The following is an 18,938-nucleotide window of genomic DNA, read 5'->3' as shown; positions in this document are numbered from 1 at the left end:
AGCGGCATTTGGCAGAAAGTAATTTTTGATCCGTCATGCAAACGAATTTCACGCCCGATCAGTTAAAAGATCCCGCCATGGCAGCGTCGGAGAAGATCCTCCGCACCTGCGTTCATTGCGGCTTCTGCACCGCCACCTGCCCGACCTACCTGCTGCTCGGGGACGAACTCGATTCCCCACGCGGGCGCATCTACCTGATGAAGGACATGCTGGAGAGCGGCAAGCCCGCGTCTCCCGAGGTGGTCAAGCACATCGACCGCTGCCTCTCCTGCCTCTCCTGCATGACCACCTGTCCGTCAGGCGTGCATTACATGCATCTGGTCGACCATGCCCGCGCCTATATCGAGGCGACGTATACGCGGCCGTGGCATGACCGGCTCCTGCGCTGGATTCTCGCCACCGTCCTGCCTTATCCGAACCGCTTCCGTTTCGCGCTTGGCGCCGCCATGCTGGCCAAGCCCCTCAAGGGATTTATCGGTGCGCTGCCGCTCCTGGGCAATCGCCTCCAGGCCATGATCGAACTGGCGCCCGTGCGGGTGCCGCCCCGCACGCCCTTCGATCAGCCCGGCACCTATCAGGCCCATGGGGAGCGCCGGGGCCGCGTCGCCATCCTGTCGGGCTGCGCCCAGCCGGTGCTCAAGCCGGGCTTCAACGAGGCTGCCATCCGCCTCCTCAACCGCCACGGGGTCGACGTGGTCCAGCCGAAGGGGGAGGGGTGCTGCGGGGCTCTCGTCCATCACATAGGCCGGGACGAGCAAAGCCACGCCTTCGCCAAGCGCAATATCGACGCCTGGATCGCCGAGATGGACGGGGAAGGGCTCGATGCCATCATCATCACGGCTTCCGGCTGCGGCACCACGATCAAGGATTACGGCTTCATGTTCCGGGAGGACCCCAACTATGCCGAGAAGGCAGCCCGGGTGTCCACTATTGCCAAGGACATTACCGAATACGTCACATCCCTGACGCTGATGGAGCCGGTGCGGGAGACGGATCTCGTGGTGGCCTATCATTCGGCTTGCTCCATGCAGCACGGGCAGGCCATCCGCACCGAGCCGAAGACCCTGCTGAAGAAGGCGGGCTTTACCGTGAAAGACGTTCCGGAAGGTCATATCTGCTGCGGCTCGGCCGGCACCTACAACCTGCTCCAGCCCGAGATCGCCGCCCAGCTCCGGGCCCGCAAGGTGGCCAATATCGAGCGCATCAAGCCCGACCTCATCGCCACCGGCAATATCGGCTGCATGACCCAGATCGGGAAGGGCACCGGGATCCCCATCGTCCATACGGTCGAGCTTCTCGACTGGGCCACCGGCGGTCCCATGCCGGAAACTCTTGAGGAGGCGGGCCTCGGGAAGCCATCCGGCCAGCCGTTAACCATGGCGGCAGAGTGAGGCTGCTACACTCTTACGCAACGAAATTTTATTTCCAAACGACGCCCGTCTGGGTTAAAAGTTAGGAAAGTATGAATTTCAGGGCGTAAGGGCCGGCACCATGTCTTCGGGATGGACGTCTTTCAGGAATCGGTTTGGCAAGAAGCAGGATGAGGCTGAGCCTGACCTGCTATCGCAACAGGGCGGCGAAGGGGCCACAGCCCCGGCGTTACCAGTCGTCGCTCCGGCGGAAAAGGCCGAGCCGATCATCGTGCGCCCCAACGGCATGCTCGATTCCGTCGGCCAGAAGAACGAGCTGATCCGCGTTCGTTTCGCCAACATGATAGACAGGCTGGAGGAGCTTCGGAGCCTGAAGGAGGACTTCGCCCTCCTGAACGAGCCAGTGACTGAGCTCATTCGCAGCTATCCGCAGCTCCAGTCGCGGCTGCTTGAGACCGAGGCGGTGCTCAAGCAGGAAACCGAAACCGCGCAGAGCCTGCGTCGGGAGCTGGGGGATCTCGGCAGCCTCCATGCCCGGACGGTGGACGATCTCAATGCTGCCGTTTCGCAGCTGCGCAAGGCCGAGGCCAGAATCCGCGAGCAGGACAGCTTCGTCGAGGACCTGCGCCTGAACGTGAAGGACAAGGAGGCGATCGTCGCCGACTTGGAGAACCAGCTCGCCATCGAGACTGAGCGCGCCCGCAACATCACGGAAGAGAACCAGGCCCTGCGCCTGGAAGCCCAGGAAGCCGACCAGACCGTGGCCCGGGCCGAGCGGGAGCTGATCGAAACCCGCGAGCGCAACGGGCTGCTCGATCATGAGGTCAAGCGGCTGCAGAAGGTGGCCGAGGAGCAGAACTACCGTCTCTCCAGCCTCGGCAACCGCTATGGGGAGCTGGAGACGCAGCTCGAATCCACCCGCCAGCGCGCCTCCGAGCTCGAGACCAAGCTCATGGCCGAGCAGGTGCTGCGCCAGCGCCTCGAAACGCAGATCGACTCCGAGCGTTCGGCCCACCAGACCGATCTTTCCTCGCTCGACATGAAGATCGAGGGCCTGACCTCGCGTCTGTCGGCCACCGACAAGATCCTGGCCCATACCCGCGACCAGCTGCGCGACAAGAACGAGGCGCTGCGCGGCGTCGAGCGCAATCTGAAAGAGACCACCATCGAGAAGAACACCCTCGACCGTCGCCTGGAGGCAACCCAGCAGGAGGTCGAGCGTCAGGTGGCCATGGTCAACGAGCTTCAGCGCTCGCGCATCGAGCTGCAGGAGCGCGTGGAGATGCTGGGCAAGGCCATCGCGGCCAAGGACTTCCAGATCGAAAGCTCCGACAACAAGGTGGCAAGCCTCACCGAGCGCATCGACCAGCTCACCAAGCGCTTCGAGCAGGAGCGCAGCACGCTGGAAGCCGCCAACCGCCGTCTCACGGAAGAGCTGCAGAATGAGAAGGCCGAGCGCTCCCTCGTGCAGGGTGCCCTGGAGATCGCCCGCGAGAGCCGCACCAAGATCCAGAAGAAATACGTGGCCCTGCGCAAGAAGACGCGCCTCGACACCCAGGAGGAGGATCCGACCCTCTTCGACGAGGACGAGACCAATGTCCGGCATCTGAAATCTCCAGACGCGGAGTAATCAAGTTACCTCCGAAGCCCCGCAGCGATGCGGGGCTTTCTTTTTTTCCAGCGCATGTCTGACCGCGACCGCATGCCATCCATGTGGAGAACGCCTTGGCGAATGACCTAGGGTGCGCCAGTTTGGGGCCATCATGAAATCTCATCGGCTCCGAAGCCGAAACGAAGGATCGCAATGATGGCCCGGCATCCAGCAATCACCCCCAACCGCGTTGCCGTCATCACCGGAGCTGCCAGCGGCATCGGCTTGGCCGCCGCTAAGCGCTTCGCGGAAATCGGCATGAAAGTGTGCTTGGCCGATCTCCCAGGCGAGGCTCTCCAGCGCAGCGCCGAGGAAGTGGCCGGTGTCTCCGGGTCAGCAGAGAACGTTCTGGCCATCGCAACCGACGTGAGCCGGCGCGAGGACGTCGAGCGCTTGAAGGATAAGGTCCTTGCAGCTTTCGGCGAAGTCGCCGTGCTGATGAACAACGCCGGCACGGAAGGCGGTGGGCAGATCTTCGGTGATCCGCAGCGCTGGCAAGCCATTCTGGACACGAATCTCTGGGGTGTGATCAATGGCGTGCAGGCCTTCGCCCCTGCAATGATCGAGCAGGGAAGCCCATGCGCCATCATCAACACCGGCTCGAAGCAGGGCATCACCACGCCGCCCGGCGACACGGCCTACAACATCTCGAAGGCCGGGGTGAAGGTGCTGACCGAGGCGCTGGCGCACGAGTTGCGCAACACGCCCGTTTGTCAGGTGACGGTGCATCTGCTCATCCCAGGCTTCGTCTATACGGGCTTCACCAAAGCCAGAGGCGTCAGCGAGAAGCCAGCTGGCGCCTGGGAGCCCGAGCAGGTCATCGACTTCCTGCTGCCGGCGCTGGAGCGTGGCGACTTCTACGTGCTCTGCCCTGACAACGAGACCACGCGGGAGATGGATGAGAAGCGCATCCGCTGGGCCGCCGAGGACATGATCGAGAACCGTCCGCCCCTGTCGCGCTGGCATCCCGAATACAAGGATGCCTTCGCGAAAGTGATGAAGTGCTAAACCACAGTGGATTTCTCATCCGTGACCTTCGAGCCTGCCAGCTTCCGAAGGAATGTTCTCTCGCTCCTCAATGACTACGCGATCGCATTCGACGTGACTGAGGAAAGGCATGCTCTCCTGCGCAGGCAGATTGCGAACGGGGATGACATTCATTCCCGCCGCACCTTTCCCGGCCATGTCACCACATCGGCCTTCATCCTTGATGGTGCTGGAGAAAGGATCCTGCTGATCCATCATCGCTCTCTCGATCGTTGGCTGCAGCCTGGCGGGCATTATGAGGCACCGGAGGATCTGGAGACTTCGGCCCTGCGCGAGGCAGTGGAAGAGACCGGCATGGAAGGGCTCATGATCGATCCCTGGCATCGCACGTCCGGTCTTCCCATCGACATCGACAGCCACCGCATTCCCGCTCGCCCAGACCGAGGCGAGCCCGAGCATTGGCATCATGACATCCGCTATGTAGTGAGGGCAGGGGAGCGGATCGCCATCCGCCCCGATCTGCGGGAGGTGCATGGGGCCGAGTGGCGTGGGCTTCAGGAGCTGGAGGACATCGCTCCGCAGGCTTTGAGGAATATGCGCAGGCTCGGCCTCGCTCACCCCTAACAAACCCGATGGCCATGCTTACATCTGTCTCCAACATCCCTTGAAGGAGGCTTGCCATGAACGATCAGGAACGCCAGGTCATCAGCGACATCTTCCAACGGCTCGAACAGGTGGCGAACCAGCCGCGCGACCCTGAGGCGGAGCGCTTCATTGCCGAGAGGCTGCGGCAGCAGCCCTATGCCCCCTACGCGATGGCACAAGCGGTCTATGTGCAGGAGCAGGCGCTCGCCAATCTTCAGGCCGAGAACGAGCATCTTCGCGCCGAACTCGATCAGGCCAGCCGGCGGCCGCAACAGGGCGGCTTCCTCTCCAGCATCTTCGGCGGCGGCTCCCGTCCGCCCGGACCGGCCTACAACACCCCGCCGGCCCGTCAGGCCTCCCCCTGGGGACAGTCTCAGCAACATCCGCAGCACCATTATGGTGCGCCTCAGGGCGGCATGATGGGCGGCGCGCCTGGCCCGTGGGGCGGTGGCATGATGCAGCGCGGCGGCGGAGGTTCCTTCCTGGGGACAGCGCTCTCGACTGCGGCCGGCGTTGCCGGCGGCATGATGATCGCCAATGCCCTGACCCATGCGTTCAGCGGCGACAACAATCCGCTCGGCGATGTGGCGTCTGCGGCGGGCCTCGGCGGCACCGAACAGGCACCTGACGCCGGCAATGCGGGCATCACGGATTCGCTCTACCAGGATGCGAGCAACCAGGATTCCGGCCAGGATTTCTCCGACTTCGGCGGCGATGGCGGAGACGAGGGCGACTGGGCCTGATCGGCTTCGAAACGACATGCGCGCACGCGCTTTCCGATGGCGTGCAAGCCTTATTAGCAAACGGCCGGGCAAGCCCGGCCGTTGTCATGAAGGGATGATGTCGCCTTCGTGCGATCAGATCACGATCACGCTCGTGCCGACCTTCACGCGGTTGTAGAGATCGACCACGTCATCGTTGAGCATGCGGATGCAGCCTGAGGAAACGGCCTGTCCGATGGTGTGCGGCTCGTTGGTGCCGTGGATGCGGTAGAGCGAGGAGCCGAGGTAAAGGGCGCGGGCGCCGAGCGGATTGTCCGGGCCGCCTTCCATGAAACGGGGAAGGTCGGGGCGGCGGCGCAGCATGTCGGCCGGCGGACGCCAGGACGGCCATTCGCGCTTCATGGAAACGGTCTGGCGCCCGCTCCACTCGAAGCCTTCTCGGCCGACGCCGATGCCGTAGCGGATGGCGCGGCCGCCGTCCTGCACGAGATAGAGGAACTTGTTGTTGGTATCGACCACGATCGTGCCGGGACGTTCCCGGCCGCCGTAGGACACGATCTGACGCTGGAATTCCGGCGAGATCGCATAATCGATGCTGTTGTCGTAGCCCGTACCGGTGCCGTAATCCTGCGGCAGGGAAGCGACGACGCTACCGGTCGAGCTCACGTCGTAAGAATACCCGGCCGTACGCTGGCCGCGATAGACCTGCGTCCGGGAGGATGGGCGCGTGACGAGCGGATAGCCCTCAGGGTACCCGTCCTGAGTCTGTGCGTACGGGTAATATCGGCCTTCCGTCGGGATGTAGGTGTTGCCGTAGAACTGAGCCGAGGCGGGGGCGGGCAGGAGGGAGGCCAGAAGCATTGCAGAGCAAGGGATCCAAGCGCGCATCGAAATGTCCTTGATGGTTGCGTTTTGCTGAAATAACGGCAAGCGCGGCTTTTGTTTCCGCCAAGCTCGCATGAATTTAAGCGGCGCGATGAGGAGAGCTTTCCTGTCGATGCTGCAAGAAGAGTGATGAAGCTTTAGGCAAAGTGCTGTAAGAGCCTCTTCCTTCAACGGCGCTCATCCTGACTGCCGGCTCTCACATCGTCGTGACATCATGAAATTCGGTCCCGCCCTGCGGGCGGCCTCAGGCATCGCGGTTCTCTCCATCATGGATGCGGTCATCAAGGGAATGGCCGCCTTTTACCCGATCTTCCAGGTGGCCTTCCTGCGCTTCGCCTGCGGCTCTCTCATCGTGGCGGCCGTCGTGTCCATCATGCGGCCCGGCTGGCCGAGCCGTGAGACGGTGATCGCCAATGCGTTCCGGTCCGTCATCGCCGTTGTGACCGCCGTCAGCTTCTTCTACGCGCTGGGCCAGCTGCCCCTGGCCGAAACGCTCGTCCTGTCGTTCCTGTCGCCCATGTTCATCGCCCTTTTCGGGCTCCTGATGCTGAAGGAGAAGGTCGATGTCCGGATTATCGGGGCCATCGCCATCGGCTTCGCCGGGACGCTCGTCGTCGTTCTGGGGCAGACCGAGGAGGCGAATGCCGTGCGGTCCTGGGCCGGTGTCGCTGCGGCGCTGACATCGGCCGTCACCTATGCGCTCAGCCTCGTGCTGCTGCGCCAGCGCGCCCAGCGCGACAAGTTCCTGCACATCGTGGTCTTTCAGAATGTCGGCCCGGCGGTTCTCGTGGCGCCTTTCGCGCTCTTCGTCTGGCAGCCGCTCGACCTGATGCATATGGGCTGGTTCATGCTCATGGGGCTCTTAGGCTTCATGGGCCACATGCTCATGGTCACGGCCTATGCCAAGGCCGAGGCGGCGCGGCTGGCTCCCCTCGAATACACCGCCCTGATCTGGGCGGTGCTGATCGGCTACGGAGTCTTCAGCGAAATCCCCACCTGGGCGACGCTGGGTGGCGGTCTTCTCATCGTTGGCGCGGCCATGATGACGTCGAAGCGTTAGGCAGCTTTGCTGGCCGCCGCGTTGAAGATCATGCAGGTTTCGGTGCCGTGGGCCAGAAGTCTCCCCTTAGCGTCGAAGAGCTTGCCCTCGGAGGTGGCGAGCGTTCCGCCCCGGTGGACGAGAGTGCCCTCGCAGGTAACCTTGCCCATGTTCGGCAGGATCGGGCGGACGAAGTTGAGCTTCATTTCGACGGTCGTATAGCCCTGGCCCGCGGCGAGCGTGGTGTGGACGGCGCAAGCCATGGCGCTGTCGAGGATGGCCGAGGTCCAACCGCCATGGATCGTCCCGAGCGGGTTGAAGAAGCCTTCCGTCGGCTCGCCCTCAAAGGTTACCCGGCCTTCCTCCACATGGGTCATGTACACGTTGGTGGATCGGGAGAAGGGGGGAGCCGGATAGCGGCCCTCCAGCATGCCACGCAGAAAGGCGAGGCCGGGCTCCGCCGTCAGCACATCCCGCGATACGATTCCATGAACCCGCTCAAGCATCGACTTCTCCCATCTGTGTAGATGCACACTATGGGAGGGAGCGAGATTCTGCAACGGTCCTTAAGGAGGATAGGAGGCTTTCCTGAGAGCCCGCATAGCCCTGCGCGCTTCGTCCCCTTCCACATCCATAAGCCGATTCTCCAGCTGGGATTGTGCCTGCTGCCAGAGGGGGATGGCAGCCTCAAGCAGGGCTTGGCCCGCGGGGGTCAGCCTGTGCCGGAGACCGCGTCCCTTGTCGGAGATCGGCTCGATCCAGCCGTTCTGGGTCAGGACCTTCAGGTTGCGCACAAGGGTGGTGCGCTCCAGCCCCAGGCGTTCGGCCAGGACGGTCTCTGACGCCGTCGTTCCATGCCCGATTGCGCCCAGGATGCCAAACTGGGGTAGCTTGAGGCCTAGGGGACGCAGAGCCGCCTCATAGGTCCGGCTCAGGAGCCGGGCCGTCATACGGGCGTGGAGAGCAAAACAGGTTTTGCCGATCGCTTCCAAGTCGGTCATGAAACGATCATGAGGCACCCTTATAGGGCGTCAAGACCTCTTTCTGGGCCTGACCTTGAGGGAGGTGCCTTGACTCCCTGCGCGCCTATGACTATCTCGCCGCCAGCGTTAGCACTCGTCAACGGACAGTGCTAACAGCCGCAAGACCAGGGCAGGGCCAGAGGGGCCGTGCCAACAGTCAAAGGGGAAGTTCCATGAAGTTCCGTCCGCTGCACGACCGCGTTGTCGTCCGCCGCATCGAAGCCGAAGAGAAGACGGCCGGCGGCATCATCATCCCGGACACTGCCAAGGAGAAGCCGCAAGAGGGCGAAGTCGTCGCCGTTGGCCCGGGCGCCCGCGATGAGAACGGCAAGGTTGCTGCTCTCGATGTGAAGGCCGGCGACCGCGTCCTGTTCGGCAAGTGGTCCGGCACCGAGGTGCGTATCGACGGTCAGGATCTCCTGATCATGAAGGAATCCGACATCATGGGCATCGTCGGCTAATCAAGCCGCGAACCCATCACAAATTTTCCAATTTAACTGGAGGCTAAGCCCATGGCTGCCAAAGACGTTAAGTTTTCTTCCGATGCTCGCGACAAGATGCTGCGCGGCGTCGATATTCTCGCCGACGCGGTGAAGGTCACGCTGGGTCCCAAGGGCCGCAACGTGGTGATCGAGAAGAGCTTCGGCGCGCCGCGCATCACCAAGGACGGCGTCACCGTCGCCAAGGAGATCGAACTCTCCGACAAATTCGAGAACATGGGCGCCCAGATGGTGCGCGAAGTAGCCTCGAAGACCAACGACATTGCCGGTGACGGCACCACCACCGCGACCGTTCTGGCCCAGGCCATCGTCCGCGAGGGCGCCAAGGCTGTGGCCGCCGGTATGAACCCCATGGACCTCAAGCGCGGCATCGATCTTGCCACCGCCGAGGCCGTGAAGGACATCCAGTCCCGCGCCAAGAAGGTAAAGTCCTCCGACGAGGTCGCCCAGGTCGGCACGATTTCGGCCAACGGCGACAAGGATATCGGCGAGATGATCGCCCATGCCATGCAGAAGGTCGGCAACGAGGGTGTCATCACCGTCGAGGAAGCCAAGACCGCTGAGACCGAGCTCGATGTGGTCGAAGGCATGCAGTTCGACCGCGGCTATCTCTCGCCGTACTTCATCACCAACGCCGAGAAGATGGTGGCCGAGCTCGAGGATCCCTACATCCTCATCCACGAGAAGAAGCTCTCCTCGCTGCAGCCCATGCTGCCGATCCTCGAGGCTGTCGTTCAGACCGGCAAGCCGCTCCTCATCATCGCTGAGGACGTGGAAGGCGAGGCTCTGGCCACCCTCGTGGTCAACAAGCTGCGTGGCGGCCTGAAGATCGCTGCTGTCAAGGCTCCGGGCTTCGGCGATCGCCGCAAGGCCATGCTCGAGGACATCGCCGTCCTGACCGCCGGCCAGACGATCTCGGAAGACCTCGGCATCAAGCTCGAAACCGTGCAGCTCCCGATGCTCGGCCGCGCCAAGCGCGTTCGCATCGAAAAGGAGAACACCACGATTATCGACGGCGCCGGCCAGAAGGCCGACATCGAGGCCCGCGTTTCGCAGATCAAGGCGCAGATCGAGGAGACCACCTCGGATTACGACCGTGAGAAGCTCCAGGAGCGTCTGGCCAAGCTCGCAGGCGGCGTCGCGGTGATCCGCGTCGGCGGCGCGACCGAGGTCGAGGTGAAGGAGAAGAAGGACCGCGTTGACGACGCTCTGAACGCCACCCGCGCTGCGGTGGAAGAAGGCATCGTTCCCGGCGGCGGCACGGCTCTGCTGCGCGCCAAGGCTGCGGTTGCGAAGCTCCAGAGCGACAATGCCGACGTGAATGCCGGCATCAAGATCGTGCTGCGCGCTCTCGAGGCTCCGATCCGCCAGATCGCCGAGAACGCCGGTGTCGAAGGCTCCATCGTTGTCGGCAAGATCGGCGACAATGCGAAGTCCGACACCTTCGGCTTCAACGCTCAGACGGAAGAGTTCGTGGACATGCTCCAGGCCGGTATCGTCGATCCGGCAAAGGTGGTCCGTACGGCTCTGCAGGACGCGGCTTCCGTGGCCGGCCTGCTCGTCACCACCGAGGCCATGGTTGCCGAGGCTCCCAAGCGTGAATCCGCTCCGGCGATGCCGGGCGGCGGCATGGGCGGCATGGGCGGCATGGACTTCTAAGAAGTCCAGGCACCATAGCCTGACAATGAAGAAGCCCCGGATTCCTCCGGGGCTTTTTTGTTGCTTGGATCCGCTCAGATCAGCCTTACGCAGCCTTCTTCACCAGACCTTCGGCTTCCAGAGCCTGCTGCACGCTCGGGCGGGAGGTAACCCGGGCCTGGAAGGCCTGCAGGTTCGGGAAGGACGAAATGTCGATGCCGTGGAAGTTCGTCCAGTTCACGACCGTGAAAAGGTAGGCGTCGGCGATCGTGAACGTGTCGCCCATCAGGAACGGCTGCTTGGCCAAGGCTTCGTCGAGATAGGCGAAGCGGCTGGCGAGGCGCCCCTTCGTGGCGGCCTTCACGGCATCCGGGGTTGCCGGGTTCCAGAGAGGTCCAAAGCCCTTGTGAATTTCGGTGCTGATGAAGCCGAGCCACTCCAGCAGGCGGTAGCGCTCCATGGTGCCGTGGGCGGGAACAAGGTCTGCGCTAGGCTGGCTGTCCGCCAAGTACTGAATGATGGCGCTGGCTTCCGTGAGCACGGAATTATCCTGGAGGCCGAGAGCCGGAACGTAGCCCTTCGGATTGACGGCAAGATAGTTTGCTCCAGCCTCAGTGGTGCGGTTGGCGAGATCCACCTTCTCAAGGGTGAGTGCAATGCCGGCTTCACGGGCCACGATGTGAGGCGCGAGCGAGCAGGCGCCCGGATAATAATAGAGCTTCATGATGATCCTCTGAGATTAAAGTTAAGCGGCGGCCTTGAGCTATGCCGGGGCAGGGGAGAGGGATAGCGAGCGGGAGGGCTTCAAAGCGTAAGCTCCATCACCCAGCAGGGCTTGGGCAACGGAGAGCACGATCAGGTAGACCGGGTATTCCCAGCCGCCGCCTTGGCCTGAAAAGACCCAGCCATTGCCGATGTGAACCCAGGCTGCACCGAAGAGAACCGGCAGCAGTCCGAGCGCGACCCAGCGGCTTTGAACGCCGAGCACGAGCAGGATGCCGCCGATGAGTTCGGCCCAGAAGGTTGCATAGGCGAGGAAGCCGGGAAGGCCGAGGGACTCGAAATACTGCGCCGTGCCGGCGAGGGTGAAGGTCATCCATTTCAGGATGAGGCTGTGGGCGATGAACATAATGCCCAGCGACACCCTGAGAAGCAGGGCGGCGTAGTCGGAGCTGGTCGGTTGAGCGTGTGACATTGCAAATCTCCATGCAAGTGCATATGATTTGATGCAGATGCATGGAACTGTCAATCTCAATGCAATTGCATTAAAAACAGAGAAGCTTTGCTGCGATGCAAGAACCACCTTCCGAGCCATCTGCCTCTGTCATCAGGGCCTGGGGTCGCCTGATCCGGGCAGAGCGCACCGTCGTGGGGCGGATCGAGGCGGAGTTGAAGAGCGCCGGCTTCCCGTCCCTACACTGGTACGACGTGCTGCTCGAACTGAAGCGGGGACCCGAAGGTCGGCTCACCCCGCGCGAGATCGAGGAGGCGGTGCTCTTCGAGCAGTACAATCTCTCCAGACTGCTCGACCGTATGGAAAAGGAAGGGCTGGTGCGCCGCATTCCCTTTCCGGGCGACAAGCGGCGCCAGCTGATCGAGATCACGGAGGAGGGCAAGGCCCTTCAATGGCGCATGTGGAGCGTCTATGCCGCGGCGATCAACCGCTTCATCAGCGCGAAGCTCACCGACAATGAAGCCGGACAATTGTCGGCTCTGATGCTCAAGCTCATCCAGGAGTGACCTGACTGCATAGCTAACCCGCCCCCAAACGATCTGCCGCGCTGCGCGTTCATGTGTATACGGCTAAGCGATAGCTGGCTAAAGCATCGGACCCAAAAGTGGAATTGCACCTTTTGGGGTCGGATCCGATGTTTCCTTATTGGATGAGAGCATCGTTGATGCGGAAAACCGGATCCACTTTTCCGCACGATGCTCTAAGCGAGGATCAAGACGTGAGCGCAGGACAATCCATTCTTTCGAGGAGCCGGCAGGTTCTCCTTGCGGCGCAGCTGATCATTGCCTGTCTGGGGCTGTCGGCCCTCACGCAAGCGGCAGCCGACACAGAGCCCCGTCCAAGCTCGGCGTCGATCCGCACGCCGGATTTCGACGAGAGCGTCCGCTGGTATCAGGACAAGCTGGGTTTCCGGCTGCTCGACAGCGAGAGCCTCGTCCAGGGGCGTAAGGCCGTGCTGGAGAAAAGCGGGTTCCTGCTGGAGGTTTCCGAGGCCGATCACATCCTGCCCCAGGAACCCGACTCGACGGCCTCCGTCCAGGTGACGCCCGTCCCCGTCATCAGTCTGCTCGTGCCCGATGTCGATCGTGAGGTGAGGCGCCTCGATACGGCTGGCGTCGACATCCTGCAGTCGCCGCAGGACGATCTGGACGGAACCTACCGGACGGCGCAGATCCGGGACAACGGCCGCCACCGGATCGAGCTGCGTGAGCCTCTCGGCGATCCATCGCGTTTGCACTTCACGGGCCGCTGAGACACCGAGAATATCGTCAAGCTTCCGGGAATAAGAGGCGCTGGCCCGTGTCTTAGAGGTTGTGGTCGCACCTGACCTCGGAGGACACCCATGAAACAGATTCTGCGCCCTGCCATCCTGGCCGGAGCCCTCATTGCCGCATCCGCCGCTCTTGCCCAGACTGCCACACCGGCGAAAGTCGCGGATACGAGCAAGGGCAAGGCCCTCGTCGATGCCAAGGGCATGACGCTCTACACCTTTGATCGCGACACGGCCGGCAAGTCGGCCTGCAACGGCCAATGCGCCCAGAACTGGCCCCCGCTCATGGCCGCCGCGAATGCATCCGCGTCCGGCGACTGGAGCGTGGTCACCCGTGACGACGGCTCCAAGCAATGGGCCTACAAGGGCAAGCCGCTCTATCTCTGGGTGAAGGACACGAAGCCCGGCGAGGTCACGGGCGATGGGGTCAACAATGTCTGGCACATTGCGATGCCATGAGACTTGCCGCGATCGGCGGTTCATCCTTGAATGACGCCGTACTTTAAGAGCTGACCTTGGACGAGATCGCCTCGCTTCTTGAACCGCAGATTCCGGCCCTGAGGCGTTACGCCTGGGCCCTGCTGCGCGATCGCGAGGCTGCGGACGATCTCGTTCAGGACACCCTGGAGCGGGCCATCAGCCGTTGGGGCCAGCGCCGCCATGAGGGAGACCTGAGAGCCTGGCTCTTCACCATCCAGCGCAACCTCTTCCTCAATGGCGTAAGGCAGCGCAGGACGCGTGGGCTTCAGGTGGGAGAGGAGGCTCTGAACGACGTTCAGGCGCCTGGTGCGAGCCCCGAAAGCCACGTTGGCCTGCGCGACGTTCTCGCAGGGCTTGATGCCCTGTCCGAGGAGCAGCGCTCGCTCCTGCTGCTGGTCGGTGTCGAGGACCTGTCCTACGAGCAGGCCGCAAAGGTGCTGGGGATCCCGCTCGGCACGGTCATGTCGCGCTTGAGTCGGGCACGGGCGCGATTGCGGGAATTCATGGAGAACGGGCGCAGCACCGCCTTGAGGAGAGTAAAGTGACGGGCGAGCGACCCATCGGAGAAGACGATCTGCAGGCCTTTGTGGATGGCAGGCTCGCATCGGCGCGGGGCGAGTCGGTGAGGGCCTATCTGGAGGACCATCCCGCTCTGGCCGATCAGGTGAGCCAGGAAATCGCCCTGCGAGAAGCCCTGCGCACGCGACTGGCCTTTAAGGCCGCCGAGCCCATTCCGTCGCGTCTCCGGGTCGCCAATCTCATGGCCGCGCAACGCCGTCCGTCAAAAAGCGGTCGTGCTGCCGTCGCCGCCGCTCTGGCGTGGCTCCTCATCGGCGGTGTCCTGGGAGCCGCCGGCGGAGCCTGGTGGGTTCGTGGGCTGCAAACGTCACAGGAGGCCGAGCGCGTTGCGGAAAATGCCATCGCGGCGCACCGCATCTATGTGAGCGAGCGCCTGCATCCGGTCGAAGTGCCAGCCGACCAGGAAGCGCATCTCGTGCAATGGCTGTCTCGTCGCGTCGGCAAGTCGCTGATCGCGCCGAATCTCACGCCCCAGGGCTACCGGCTCATCGGCGGAAGGCTTCTGCCGGACAGCGGCATGGCGGCCGCTCTCTTCATGTATGAGAATGCGGGCGGCAACCGTTTGACGCTTTACGCGCGGTCCGGCGGAACCGAAGCGCAGACGTCGTTCCGCTTCGAGTCCCAGGACGATGTGTCCGCCTTCTCGTGGATCGACAACGGCCTGTCCTATGTGGTCACGGCAAAAGTGGAGCGCGCGCAACTCCTGCCCATCGCAGAGGCGATCTACCGGCAATTCGAGGCGACAGGCGAGCCGGCGAAGGGACGCCTGTAGCTCCTACTCCTGACGATCAGGCGAAAACCGCCGGGTCGGGTCCGACACGGCCGGAAGCGGCGTCGAGGCGCTCAATCCTGCGCATGTCGTCCGCATCGAGCTTGAAGTCGAACACGTCGATATTATCGCGGATGCGCGACGGCGTCACGGATTTCGGAATGACCACGAAGCCGTTGTCGAGGTGCCAGCGCAGGATGACCTGAGCGGGGGTCTTGCCGTATTTGCGTCCAATCGTGGCGAAGGTCTCGTCGGACAGGATCGTACCCTGGCCGAGCGGTCCCCAGCATTCCGTGACGATGCCGTTCGCCTTGTGGAAGGCGCTCAACTCCTTCTGCTGGAGGCGAGGATGCAGTTCGATCTGGTTGACGGCAGGCGTTACGCCGGTCTCATCGATAATGCGCTGCAGGTGCGGCACCATGAAGTTCGAGACGCCGATGGATTTCGTGCGTCCGTCCTGCTGCAGCTTGATCAACGCCCGCCACGTGTCGCGATAGGCCTCGCTGCCCACCATCGGCCAGTGGATGAGGTAAAGGTCCACGTATTCGAGCTTGAGGCGCTCCAGGCTCTCGTCAAAGGCCCGCAGGGTGCTATCGTATCCCTGACGGTCGTTCCAGACTTTGGTGGTGATGAACAGCTCTTCGCGCGCGACGGGTGTGGAGCGAATGGCCTCTCCCACGCCCTCCTCGTTGCCGTAGATGGAAGCGGTGTCGACCGAGCGGTAGCCTGCCTCAATGGCCCCTGCGACCGCCCTCCTGGCGTCGTCGTTGGAGACCCGCCAGACGCCGAAGCCCACCTGTGGCATCGCGCTTCCATCGTTCAGGCGGATCGTGGGTTTGGTCGACATCAGCTGCTCCGTGGGTCGTGCGGCAGGGAGTTAGGGCTTAAAACCGGTAAGCAAAGTGTGATGGTTCGAGATGCGAGCCATGCTGGAACCGGCATTGATACTCGGCGTTCCAAGCTTGGCAACCACGCCGCGACCCAGGAGCTGCGCCTTGTCCACTCCAGAAGCACGGAAGGGCACGCCCGATCCGACCCTCGACGAAGGTGAGTTCCGCAGGAGATTTCTCCAGCAGTTCCAGGACCCGGCTTTCGAGCCGCTTTCGAGCGAATTGCAGCGGATCACCGATGCGGCCTGGGATGCCTACAGCCATCACCGCAAGAGCCCGAAGACCCGCAAGGCCGGCCCGGGCTTCGCCGATCCGGACTACGATCTCGCCGTCGACTGGATTGCCGCAAGGGACGCCATCGACGTGGCGCAGAAGCGGCATGAGGACCCGAACGGTCCCGCCCGCTTCCTCCTGGTCTCGGCTTCCTCCCGCAGCGAGCACACATGCCCGGGCGAAATGTCCAAGAGCTATCGTCTCGTGGAGATTGCCCGTCAGGTTCTCGCCAGCGCGGAGAACACGGAAGTCGAGGTGCTGGAACTCAGCCGGCTCACCTCGGAATACGGGCGCCACATCCACCCCTGCAAAGCCTGCTTCTCGACGGCGGCGGCTTTGTGCCACTGGCCGTGCTCCTGCTACCCCAACTACTCGCTGGGGCAGACGCACGACTGGATGAACGAGATTTATCCGAAATGGGTCGCAGCGCACGGGGTGATGATCGTCACCCCAGTCAACTGGTATCAGGTCTCATCGCCCCTGAAGCTGATGATGGATCGCCTCGTCTGCGCCGACGGCGGCAACCCCGACCCGACCTCGACCCAGGGTAAGAAGACCGACATCGCGAAGGGCCTGGAGCTCAAAGGTTGGGATTATCCCAAGCACCTTGAAGGCAGGCTGTTCTCCGTCATTGTTCATGGCGACACGGAGGGTGCGGGCGGTGTTCGCCGCAGCCTGTCCGACTGGCTGCGCGCCATGGATCTCATCCCGGCCGGCGGTGCTGCGGAGCTTGATCGCTACATCGGCTACTGGAAACCCTATGCCACGAGCCATGACGAACTCGATCGGGACGAGGCGGTGCAGGACGAGGTGCGTAACGCCGCCTGGACGCTGCTCGAAGCCGTGAAGGCCAAGAGAGCAGGGAGCCTCGTGACGGCCGGAGAAAACCTGAAGGAGCCGCGGCAGAAGTGATAGTGCAACGAAAAAGGCCGGGCTCTTCACCCGGCCTTCGCGCGAAACATCAGCTTATCGAGCCTATCTCGGCGCCGACTTGACCTCTGCGTCCCACTTCTTGAGCAGGCGCGTGCGCTCGGCGACCGAGCCGTACTTGGCGGTGTCATAGTTGATCAGCTTCATCTCGGAGAGCTTCGGCGCATCCGGCGAGACAGGTGCGTTCTTGTTTGACGCAATGGAGTAGATCTTCATGTCGGCGCCGACGAGCTTCTGCGCTTCCGCCGAGAGCGCCCAATCCACGAACTTCTGCGCCGTCTCCAGGTTCTTGCCGCCCTTCACGAGCGAAATCGAACCTGTCTCGTAACCTGTGCCTTCGCAGGGCGCGAGGGTTTTGACGGGCGCGCCGTCAGCAATCATCGTCACCATGTCGTGCATGAACGCGATGGCGATGCCGGTCTCTCCCAGGGCCACGGCCTTCACGGGCGCGGCGCCTGACTTGGTGTATTGATTGACGTTCTTGTGCAGGCCCTTCATGTAATCGAAGGCCTTGTCCTCACCCATGAGCTGCACGAGGGACGCCAGGAACACATAGGCCGTGCCGGAGGAGTTCGGGTCGGACACCTGCACCTCGTCGCGGTACTTCGGATCGAGCAAATCGGCCCAGCATTTCGGCTCCGGCAGGCCGCGGCTTGCGAGCACCTTGGTGTTGTAGCCGATGCCGAGAGCGCCGAGATAGGTGCCGGTCGCACGATACTTCGCCTGCTCGGCAAAGCGCTGGGCCCAATCGTGCAGTTCGGAAATCTTCGGCGACTTGTACTCGACCGTCAGCCCTTCCTCGGCTGCCTGGATATGGGAATCGCCGGGTCCGCCCCACCACACGTCGGCACGCGGGTTCGACGCCTCGGCCCGAATCTGCGCCAGGGTCTCGCCGGTACTCTTGCGCACCATTGTGGCCTTGGCGCCGGTTGCCTTCTCGAAGGCCGCAACACCGACGCGGCACTGCTCCTCCAGGATCGAGCAATAGATCGTAATAGGCGCCTGAGCCTGTGCGGTCAGCGGTACAGCACACAGGGCCGATGTGAAGGCCAGGCCGATCAATGAAAGTCGCATGCAATTCCTCCCGAAGCATCGGCCTTCCTGGGCCGAGCCATCTTATGAAGACCATGCGATTGGGAAGCTTAGCCGACTTCTTTGTCAAGATGACAGTGCGTGGCTATTACAAACGAAAAGGCCGGGCACATGGCCCGGCCTTGGAAAGACAGGAGGCCAACGGCGCTTACCAGGAGGTCAGAACCGAGCCCTTGAACTTCTCTTCGATGAACGCCTTCACCTCAGGGGTGTGATAGGATTCGATGAGCGCCTTCACCCAAGGCTTGTTCTTGTCCTCGCTGCGCACCGCGATGATGTTCACGTACGGACCCTTGGGGTTCTCGCGGGCGATCGGGTCCTTCACCGGATCGAGGCCGCCCGATGTCGCGTAGTTGGTGTTGATGACCGCTGCATCCACGTCGGCGAGCACGCGCGGGCCCTGGGCCGCTTCGATCTCGACGAACTTGATCTTCTTCGGATTGTCGGTCACGTCGAGAGGCGTCGGCTTGTAGCCCGTGCCTTCCTTCAGCTTGATGAGGCCCTTGTCCTGCAGGAGGATGAGGGCGCGGCCGCCATTGGTCGGATCGTTCGGGATCGAGATCGTCGCGCCGTTCGGCAGGGCGTCGAGGCTCTTGTGCTTCTTCGAGTAGATGCCGATCGGGAAGTTCACGGTGAGCGCCACGCTCTCGATCTTGTAGCCGCGGTCGGCCACTTGGTTGTCGAGATAGGGCTGGTTCTGGAACGAGTTCGCCTCGATGTCGCCGCCGGCGAGCGCCGTGTTCGGTACCACGTAGTCGGAGAACTCGACGATCTTGATATCGAGTCCCTTCTTGGCGGCGATCGGCTTCACGGCTTCGAGGATCTGCGCGTGCGGCCCGGGCGTGGCGCCGATGCGCACGGTCTGCGTCTGCGCAAGCGCCGGCAGGGCGGCGAGAGACAGGATGGCGGCGAGGCCGAGTTTTTTCAGAGACATCTTCGGTACTCCTTGTGCGAACTTTTCG

The 18,938-nt window shown here is 62.9% G+C and carries 22 protein-coding genes; 14 read left to right on the top strand and 8 right to left on the bottom strand.

The features are described from left to right. The first annotated feature begins 35 nt into the window (after positions 1-35). From glcF to FHR70_RS10590, 5 genes are all read left to right on the top strand, one after another. Positions 36-1,391, top strand: a complete 1,356-nt coding sequence (glcF, locus tag FHR70_RS10610; protein ID WP_183449833.1) for a glycolate oxidase subunit GlcF — start codon at positions 36-38, stop codon at positions 1,389-1,391. Positions 1,392-1,491: 100 nt separating this feature from the next. Continuing rightward, positions 1,492-3,000 (top strand): chromosome partitioning protein ParA, encoded by a 1,509-nt coding sequence (locus FHR70_RS10605; RefSeq protein ID WP_183449831.1) that lies wholly within the window; start codon positions 1,492-1,494, stop codon positions 2,998-3,000. Between the two features lie 177 nt (positions 3,001-3,177). Beyond that, positions 3,178-4,029 carry an SDR family NAD(P)-dependent oxidoreductase gene (locus FHR70_RS10600; protein WP_183449829.1) on the top strand — a complete coding sequence of 284 codons (852 nt, stop codon included), beginning with the start codon at positions 3,178-3,180 and terminating at the stop codon, positions 4,027-4,029. Between the two features lie 21 nt (positions 4,030-4,050). After that, positions 4,051-4,632 carry an NUDIX domain-containing protein gene (locus FHR70_RS23975; RefSeq protein ID WP_210277560.1) on the top strand — a complete coding sequence of 194 codons (582 nt, stop codon included), beginning with the start codon at positions 4,051-4,053 and terminating at the stop codon, positions 4,630-4,632. Between the two features lie 56 nt (positions 4,633-4,688). After that, positions 4,689-5,396: a DUF2076 domain-containing protein gene (locus FHR70_RS10590; RefSeq protein ID WP_183449827.1), complete on the top strand. Its 708-nt coding sequence runs from the start codon at positions 4,689-4,691 to the stop codon at positions 5,394-5,396. A gap of 114 nt (positions 5,397-5,510) precedes the next feature. Here FHR70_RS10590 and FHR70_RS10585 read toward each other — a convergent pair whose 3' ends face one another. After that, the gene (locus tag FHR70_RS10585) at positions 5,511-6,236 is read right to left on the bottom strand and encodes a L,D-transpeptidase (RefSeq protein WP_183449825.1); all 726 of its coding nucleotides are present in this window, start codon (positions 6,234-6,236) and stop codon (positions 5,511-5,513) included. A gap of 238 nt (positions 6,237-6,474) precedes the next feature. Between FHR70_RS10585 and FHR70_RS10580 the strand changes: the two genes are divergently transcribed. Beyond that, entirely contained in the window at positions 6,475-7,320 is an 846-nt protein-coding gene (locus tag FHR70_RS10580; protein WP_183449823.1) for a DMT family transporter, read from the top strand. Here the strand turns inward: FHR70_RS10580 and FHR70_RS10575 are convergent. Together FHR70_RS10575 and FHR70_RS10570 are read right to left on the bottom strand one after the other, a co-directional pair. Beyond that, the gene (locus FHR70_RS10575; RefSeq protein ID WP_183449821.1) at positions 7,317-7,805 is read right to left on the bottom strand and encodes a PaaI family thioesterase; all 489 of its coding nucleotides are present in this window, start codon (positions 7,803-7,805) and stop codon (positions 7,317-7,319) included. The genes FHR70_RS10580 and FHR70_RS10575 overlap by 4 nt on opposite strands. Before the next feature lie 60 nt (positions 7,806-7,865). Next, positions 7,866-8,300, bottom strand: coding sequence for a MarR family winged helix-turn-helix transcriptional regulator (locus FHR70_RS10570; RefSeq protein ID WP_183449819.1), 435 nt, complete (start codon positions 8,298-8,300; stop codon positions 7,866-7,868). Positions 8,301-8,494: 194 nt separating this feature from the next. Here FHR70_RS10570 and groES point away from each other — a divergent pair, with 194 nt between their 5' ends. After that, entirely contained in the window at positions 8,495-8,782 is a 288-nt protein-coding gene (gene groES / locus FHR70_RS10565) for a co-chaperone GroES (RefSeq protein WP_114945189.1), read from the top strand. A 51-nt stretch (positions 8,783-8,833) separates the two neighbouring features. Further along, positions 8,834-10,480 carry a chaperonin GroEL gene (groL, locus tag FHR70_RS10560; protein ID WP_183449817.1) on the top strand — a complete coding sequence of 549 codons (1,647 nt, stop codon included), beginning with the start codon at positions 8,834-8,836 and terminating at the stop codon, positions 10,478-10,480. Between the two features lie 85 nt (positions 10,481-10,565). Here the strand turns inward: groL and gstA are convergent, their stop codons facing one another. Together gstA and FHR70_RS10550 are read right to left on the bottom strand one after the other, a co-directional pair. Continuing rightward, the gene (gene gstA, locus FHR70_RS10555) at positions 10,566-11,183 is read right to left on the bottom strand and encodes a glutathione transferase GstA (RefSeq protein ID WP_183449815.1); all 618 of its coding nucleotides are present in this window, start codon (positions 11,181-11,183) and stop codon (positions 10,566-10,568) included. 39 nt (positions 11,184-11,222) lie between these two features. Beyond that, positions 11,223-11,654: a DoxX family protein gene (locus FHR70_RS10550; RefSeq protein WP_183449813.1), complete on the bottom strand. Its 432-nt coding sequence runs from the start codon at positions 11,652-11,654 to the stop codon at positions 11,223-11,225. 95 nt (positions 11,655-11,749) lie between these two features. Here FHR70_RS10550 and FHR70_RS10545 point away from each other — a divergent pair, with 95 nt between their 5' ends. From FHR70_RS10545 to FHR70_RS10525, 5 genes are all read left to right on the top strand, one after another. After that, on the top strand, positions 11,750-12,199 hold the full coding sequence (locus FHR70_RS10545; protein WP_183449811.1) for a MarR family winged helix-turn-helix transcriptional regulator: 450 nt from the start codon (positions 11,750-11,752) through the stop codon (positions 12,197-12,199). Positions 12,200-12,411: 212 nt separating this feature from the next. Continuing rightward, complete coding sequence (locus FHR70_RS10540; RefSeq protein ID WP_183449809.1) at positions 12,412-12,945, top strand: VOC family protein; 534 nt, start codon at positions 12,412-12,414, stop codon at positions 12,943-12,945. Between the two features lie 90 nt (positions 12,946-13,035). Next, positions 13,036-13,422, top strand: coding sequence for a COG4315 family predicted lipoprotein (locus FHR70_RS10535; RefSeq protein ID WP_183449807.1), 387 nt, complete (start codon positions 13,036-13,038; stop codon positions 13,420-13,422). Positions 13,423-13,478: 56 nt separating this feature from the next. Continuing rightward, positions 13,479-13,988, top strand: a complete 510-nt coding sequence (locus FHR70_RS10530; protein ID WP_183449805.1) for an RNA polymerase sigma factor — start codon at positions 13,479-13,481, stop codon at positions 13,986-13,988. Beyond that, positions 13,985-14,794 (top strand): anti-sigma factor, encoded by an 810-nt coding sequence (locus tag FHR70_RS10525; RefSeq protein ID WP_183449803.1) that lies wholly within the window; start codon positions 13,985-13,987, stop codon positions 14,792-14,794. The genes FHR70_RS10530 and FHR70_RS10525 overlap by 4 nt, the downstream gene beginning before the upstream one ends. Before the next feature lie 16 nt (positions 14,795-14,810). Here FHR70_RS10525 and FHR70_RS10520 read toward each other — a convergent pair whose 3' ends face one another. Further along, the gene (locus FHR70_RS10520) at positions 14,811-15,638 is read right to left on the bottom strand and encodes an aldo/keto reductase (RefSeq protein ID WP_183449801.1); all 828 of its coding nucleotides are present in this window, start codon (positions 15,636-15,638) and stop codon (positions 14,811-14,813) included. Positions 15,639-15,786: 148 nt separating this feature from the next. Between FHR70_RS10520 and FHR70_RS10515 the strand changes: the two genes are divergently transcribed. Further along, complete coding sequence (locus FHR70_RS10515; protein ID WP_183449799.1) at positions 15,787-16,866, top strand: flavodoxin family protein; 1,080 nt, start codon at positions 15,787-15,789, stop codon at positions 16,864-16,866. Between the two features lie 63 nt (positions 16,867-16,929). Here FHR70_RS10515 and FHR70_RS10510 read toward each other — a convergent pair whose 3' ends face one another. Beyond that, entirely contained in the window at positions 16,930-17,958 is a 1,029-nt protein-coding gene (locus FHR70_RS10510) for an ABC transporter substrate-binding protein (RefSeq protein ID WP_183449797.1), read from the bottom strand. Between the two features lie 166 nt (positions 17,959-18,124). Further along, positions 18,125-18,910 (bottom strand): MetQ/NlpA family ABC transporter substrate-binding protein, encoded by a 786-nt coding sequence (locus FHR70_RS10505; RefSeq protein ID WP_183449795.1) that lies wholly within the window; start codon positions 18,908-18,910, stop codon positions 18,125-18,127. Between the last annotated feature and the right edge of the window lie 28 nt (positions 18,911-18,938).

The organism is Microvirga lupini (assembly GCF_014191055.1).
Lineage (GTDB): Bacteria > Pseudomonadota > Alphaproteobacteria > Rhizobiales > Beijerinckiaceae > Microvirga > Microvirga lupini_A.
The sequence above is the reverse complement of the archived record's forward strand: the minus strand, read 5'-3'. Positions and strand labels throughout refer to the sequence as shown.

What these genes read in the sequence shown, in the direction of transcription:
- glcF (WP_183449833.1), top strand. Translation starts at nt 36, where the DNA reads ATGCAAACGAATTTCACGCCCGATCAGTTAAAAGATCCCGCCATGGCA.
- FHR70_RS10605 (WP_183449831.1), top strand. Translation starts at nt 1,492, where the DNA reads ATGTCTTCGGGATGGACGTCTTTCAGGAATCGGTTTGGCAAGAAGCAG.
- FHR70_RS10600 (WP_183449829.1), top strand. Translation starts at nt 3,178, where the DNA reads ATGGCCCGGCATCCAGCAATCACCCCCAACCGCGTTGCCGTCATCACC.
- FHR70_RS10590 (WP_183449827.1), top strand. Translation starts at nt 4,689, where the DNA reads ATGAACGATCAGGAACGCCAGGTCATCAGCGACATCTTCCAACGGCTC.
- FHR70_RS10585 (WP_183449825.1), bottom strand. Translation starts at nt 6,236, where the DNA reads ATGCTTCTGGCCTCCCTCCTGCCCGCCCCCGCCTCGGCTCAGTTCTAC.
- FHR70_RS10580 (WP_183449823.1), top strand. Translation starts at nt 6,475, where the DNA reads ATGAAATTCGGTCCCGCCCTGCGGGCGGCCTCAGGCATCGCGGTTCTC.
- FHR70_RS10575 (WP_183449821.1), bottom strand. Translation starts at nt 7,805, where the DNA reads ATGCTTGAGCGGGTTCATGGAATCGTATCGCGGGATGTGCTGACGGCG.
- FHR70_RS10570 (WP_183449819.1), bottom strand. Translation starts at nt 8,300, where the DNA reads ATGACCGACTTGGAAGCGATCGGCAAAACCTGTTTTGCTCTCCACGCC.
- groES (WP_114945189.1), top strand. Translation starts at nt 8,495, where the DNA reads ATGAAGTTCCGTCCGCTGCACGACCGCGTTGTCGTCCGCCGCATCGAA.
- groL (WP_183449817.1), top strand. Translation starts at nt 8,834, where the DNA reads ATGGCTGCCAAAGACGTTAAGTTTTCTTCCGATGCTCGCGACAAGATG.
- gstA (WP_183449815.1), bottom strand. Translation starts at nt 11,183, where the DNA reads ATGAAGCTCTATTATTATCCGGGCGCCTGCTCGCTCGCGCCTCACATC.
- FHR70_RS10550 (WP_183449813.1), bottom strand. Translation starts at nt 11,654, where the DNA reads ATGTCACACGCTCAACCGACCAGCTCCGACTACGCCGCCCTGCTTCTC.
- FHR70_RS10545 (WP_183449811.1), top strand. Translation starts at nt 11,750, where the DNA reads ATGCAAGAACCACCTTCCGAGCCATCTGCCTCTGTCATCAGGGCCTGG.
- FHR70_RS10535 (WP_183449807.1), top strand. Translation starts at nt 13,036, where the DNA reads ATGAAACAGATTCTGCGCCCTGCCATCCTGGCCGGAGCCCTCATTGCC.
- FHR70_RS10520 (WP_183449801.1), bottom strand. Translation starts at nt 15,638, where the DNA reads ATGTCGACCAAACCCACGATCCGCCTGAACGATGGAAGCGCGATGCCA.
- FHR70_RS10510 (WP_183449797.1), bottom strand. Translation starts at nt 17,958, where the DNA reads ATGCGACTTTCATTGATCGGCCTGGCCTTCACATCGGCCCTGTGTGCT.
- FHR70_RS10505 (WP_183449795.1), bottom strand. Translation starts at nt 18,910, where the DNA reads ATGTCTCTGAAAAAACTCGGCCTCGCCGCCATCCTGTCTCTCGCCGCC.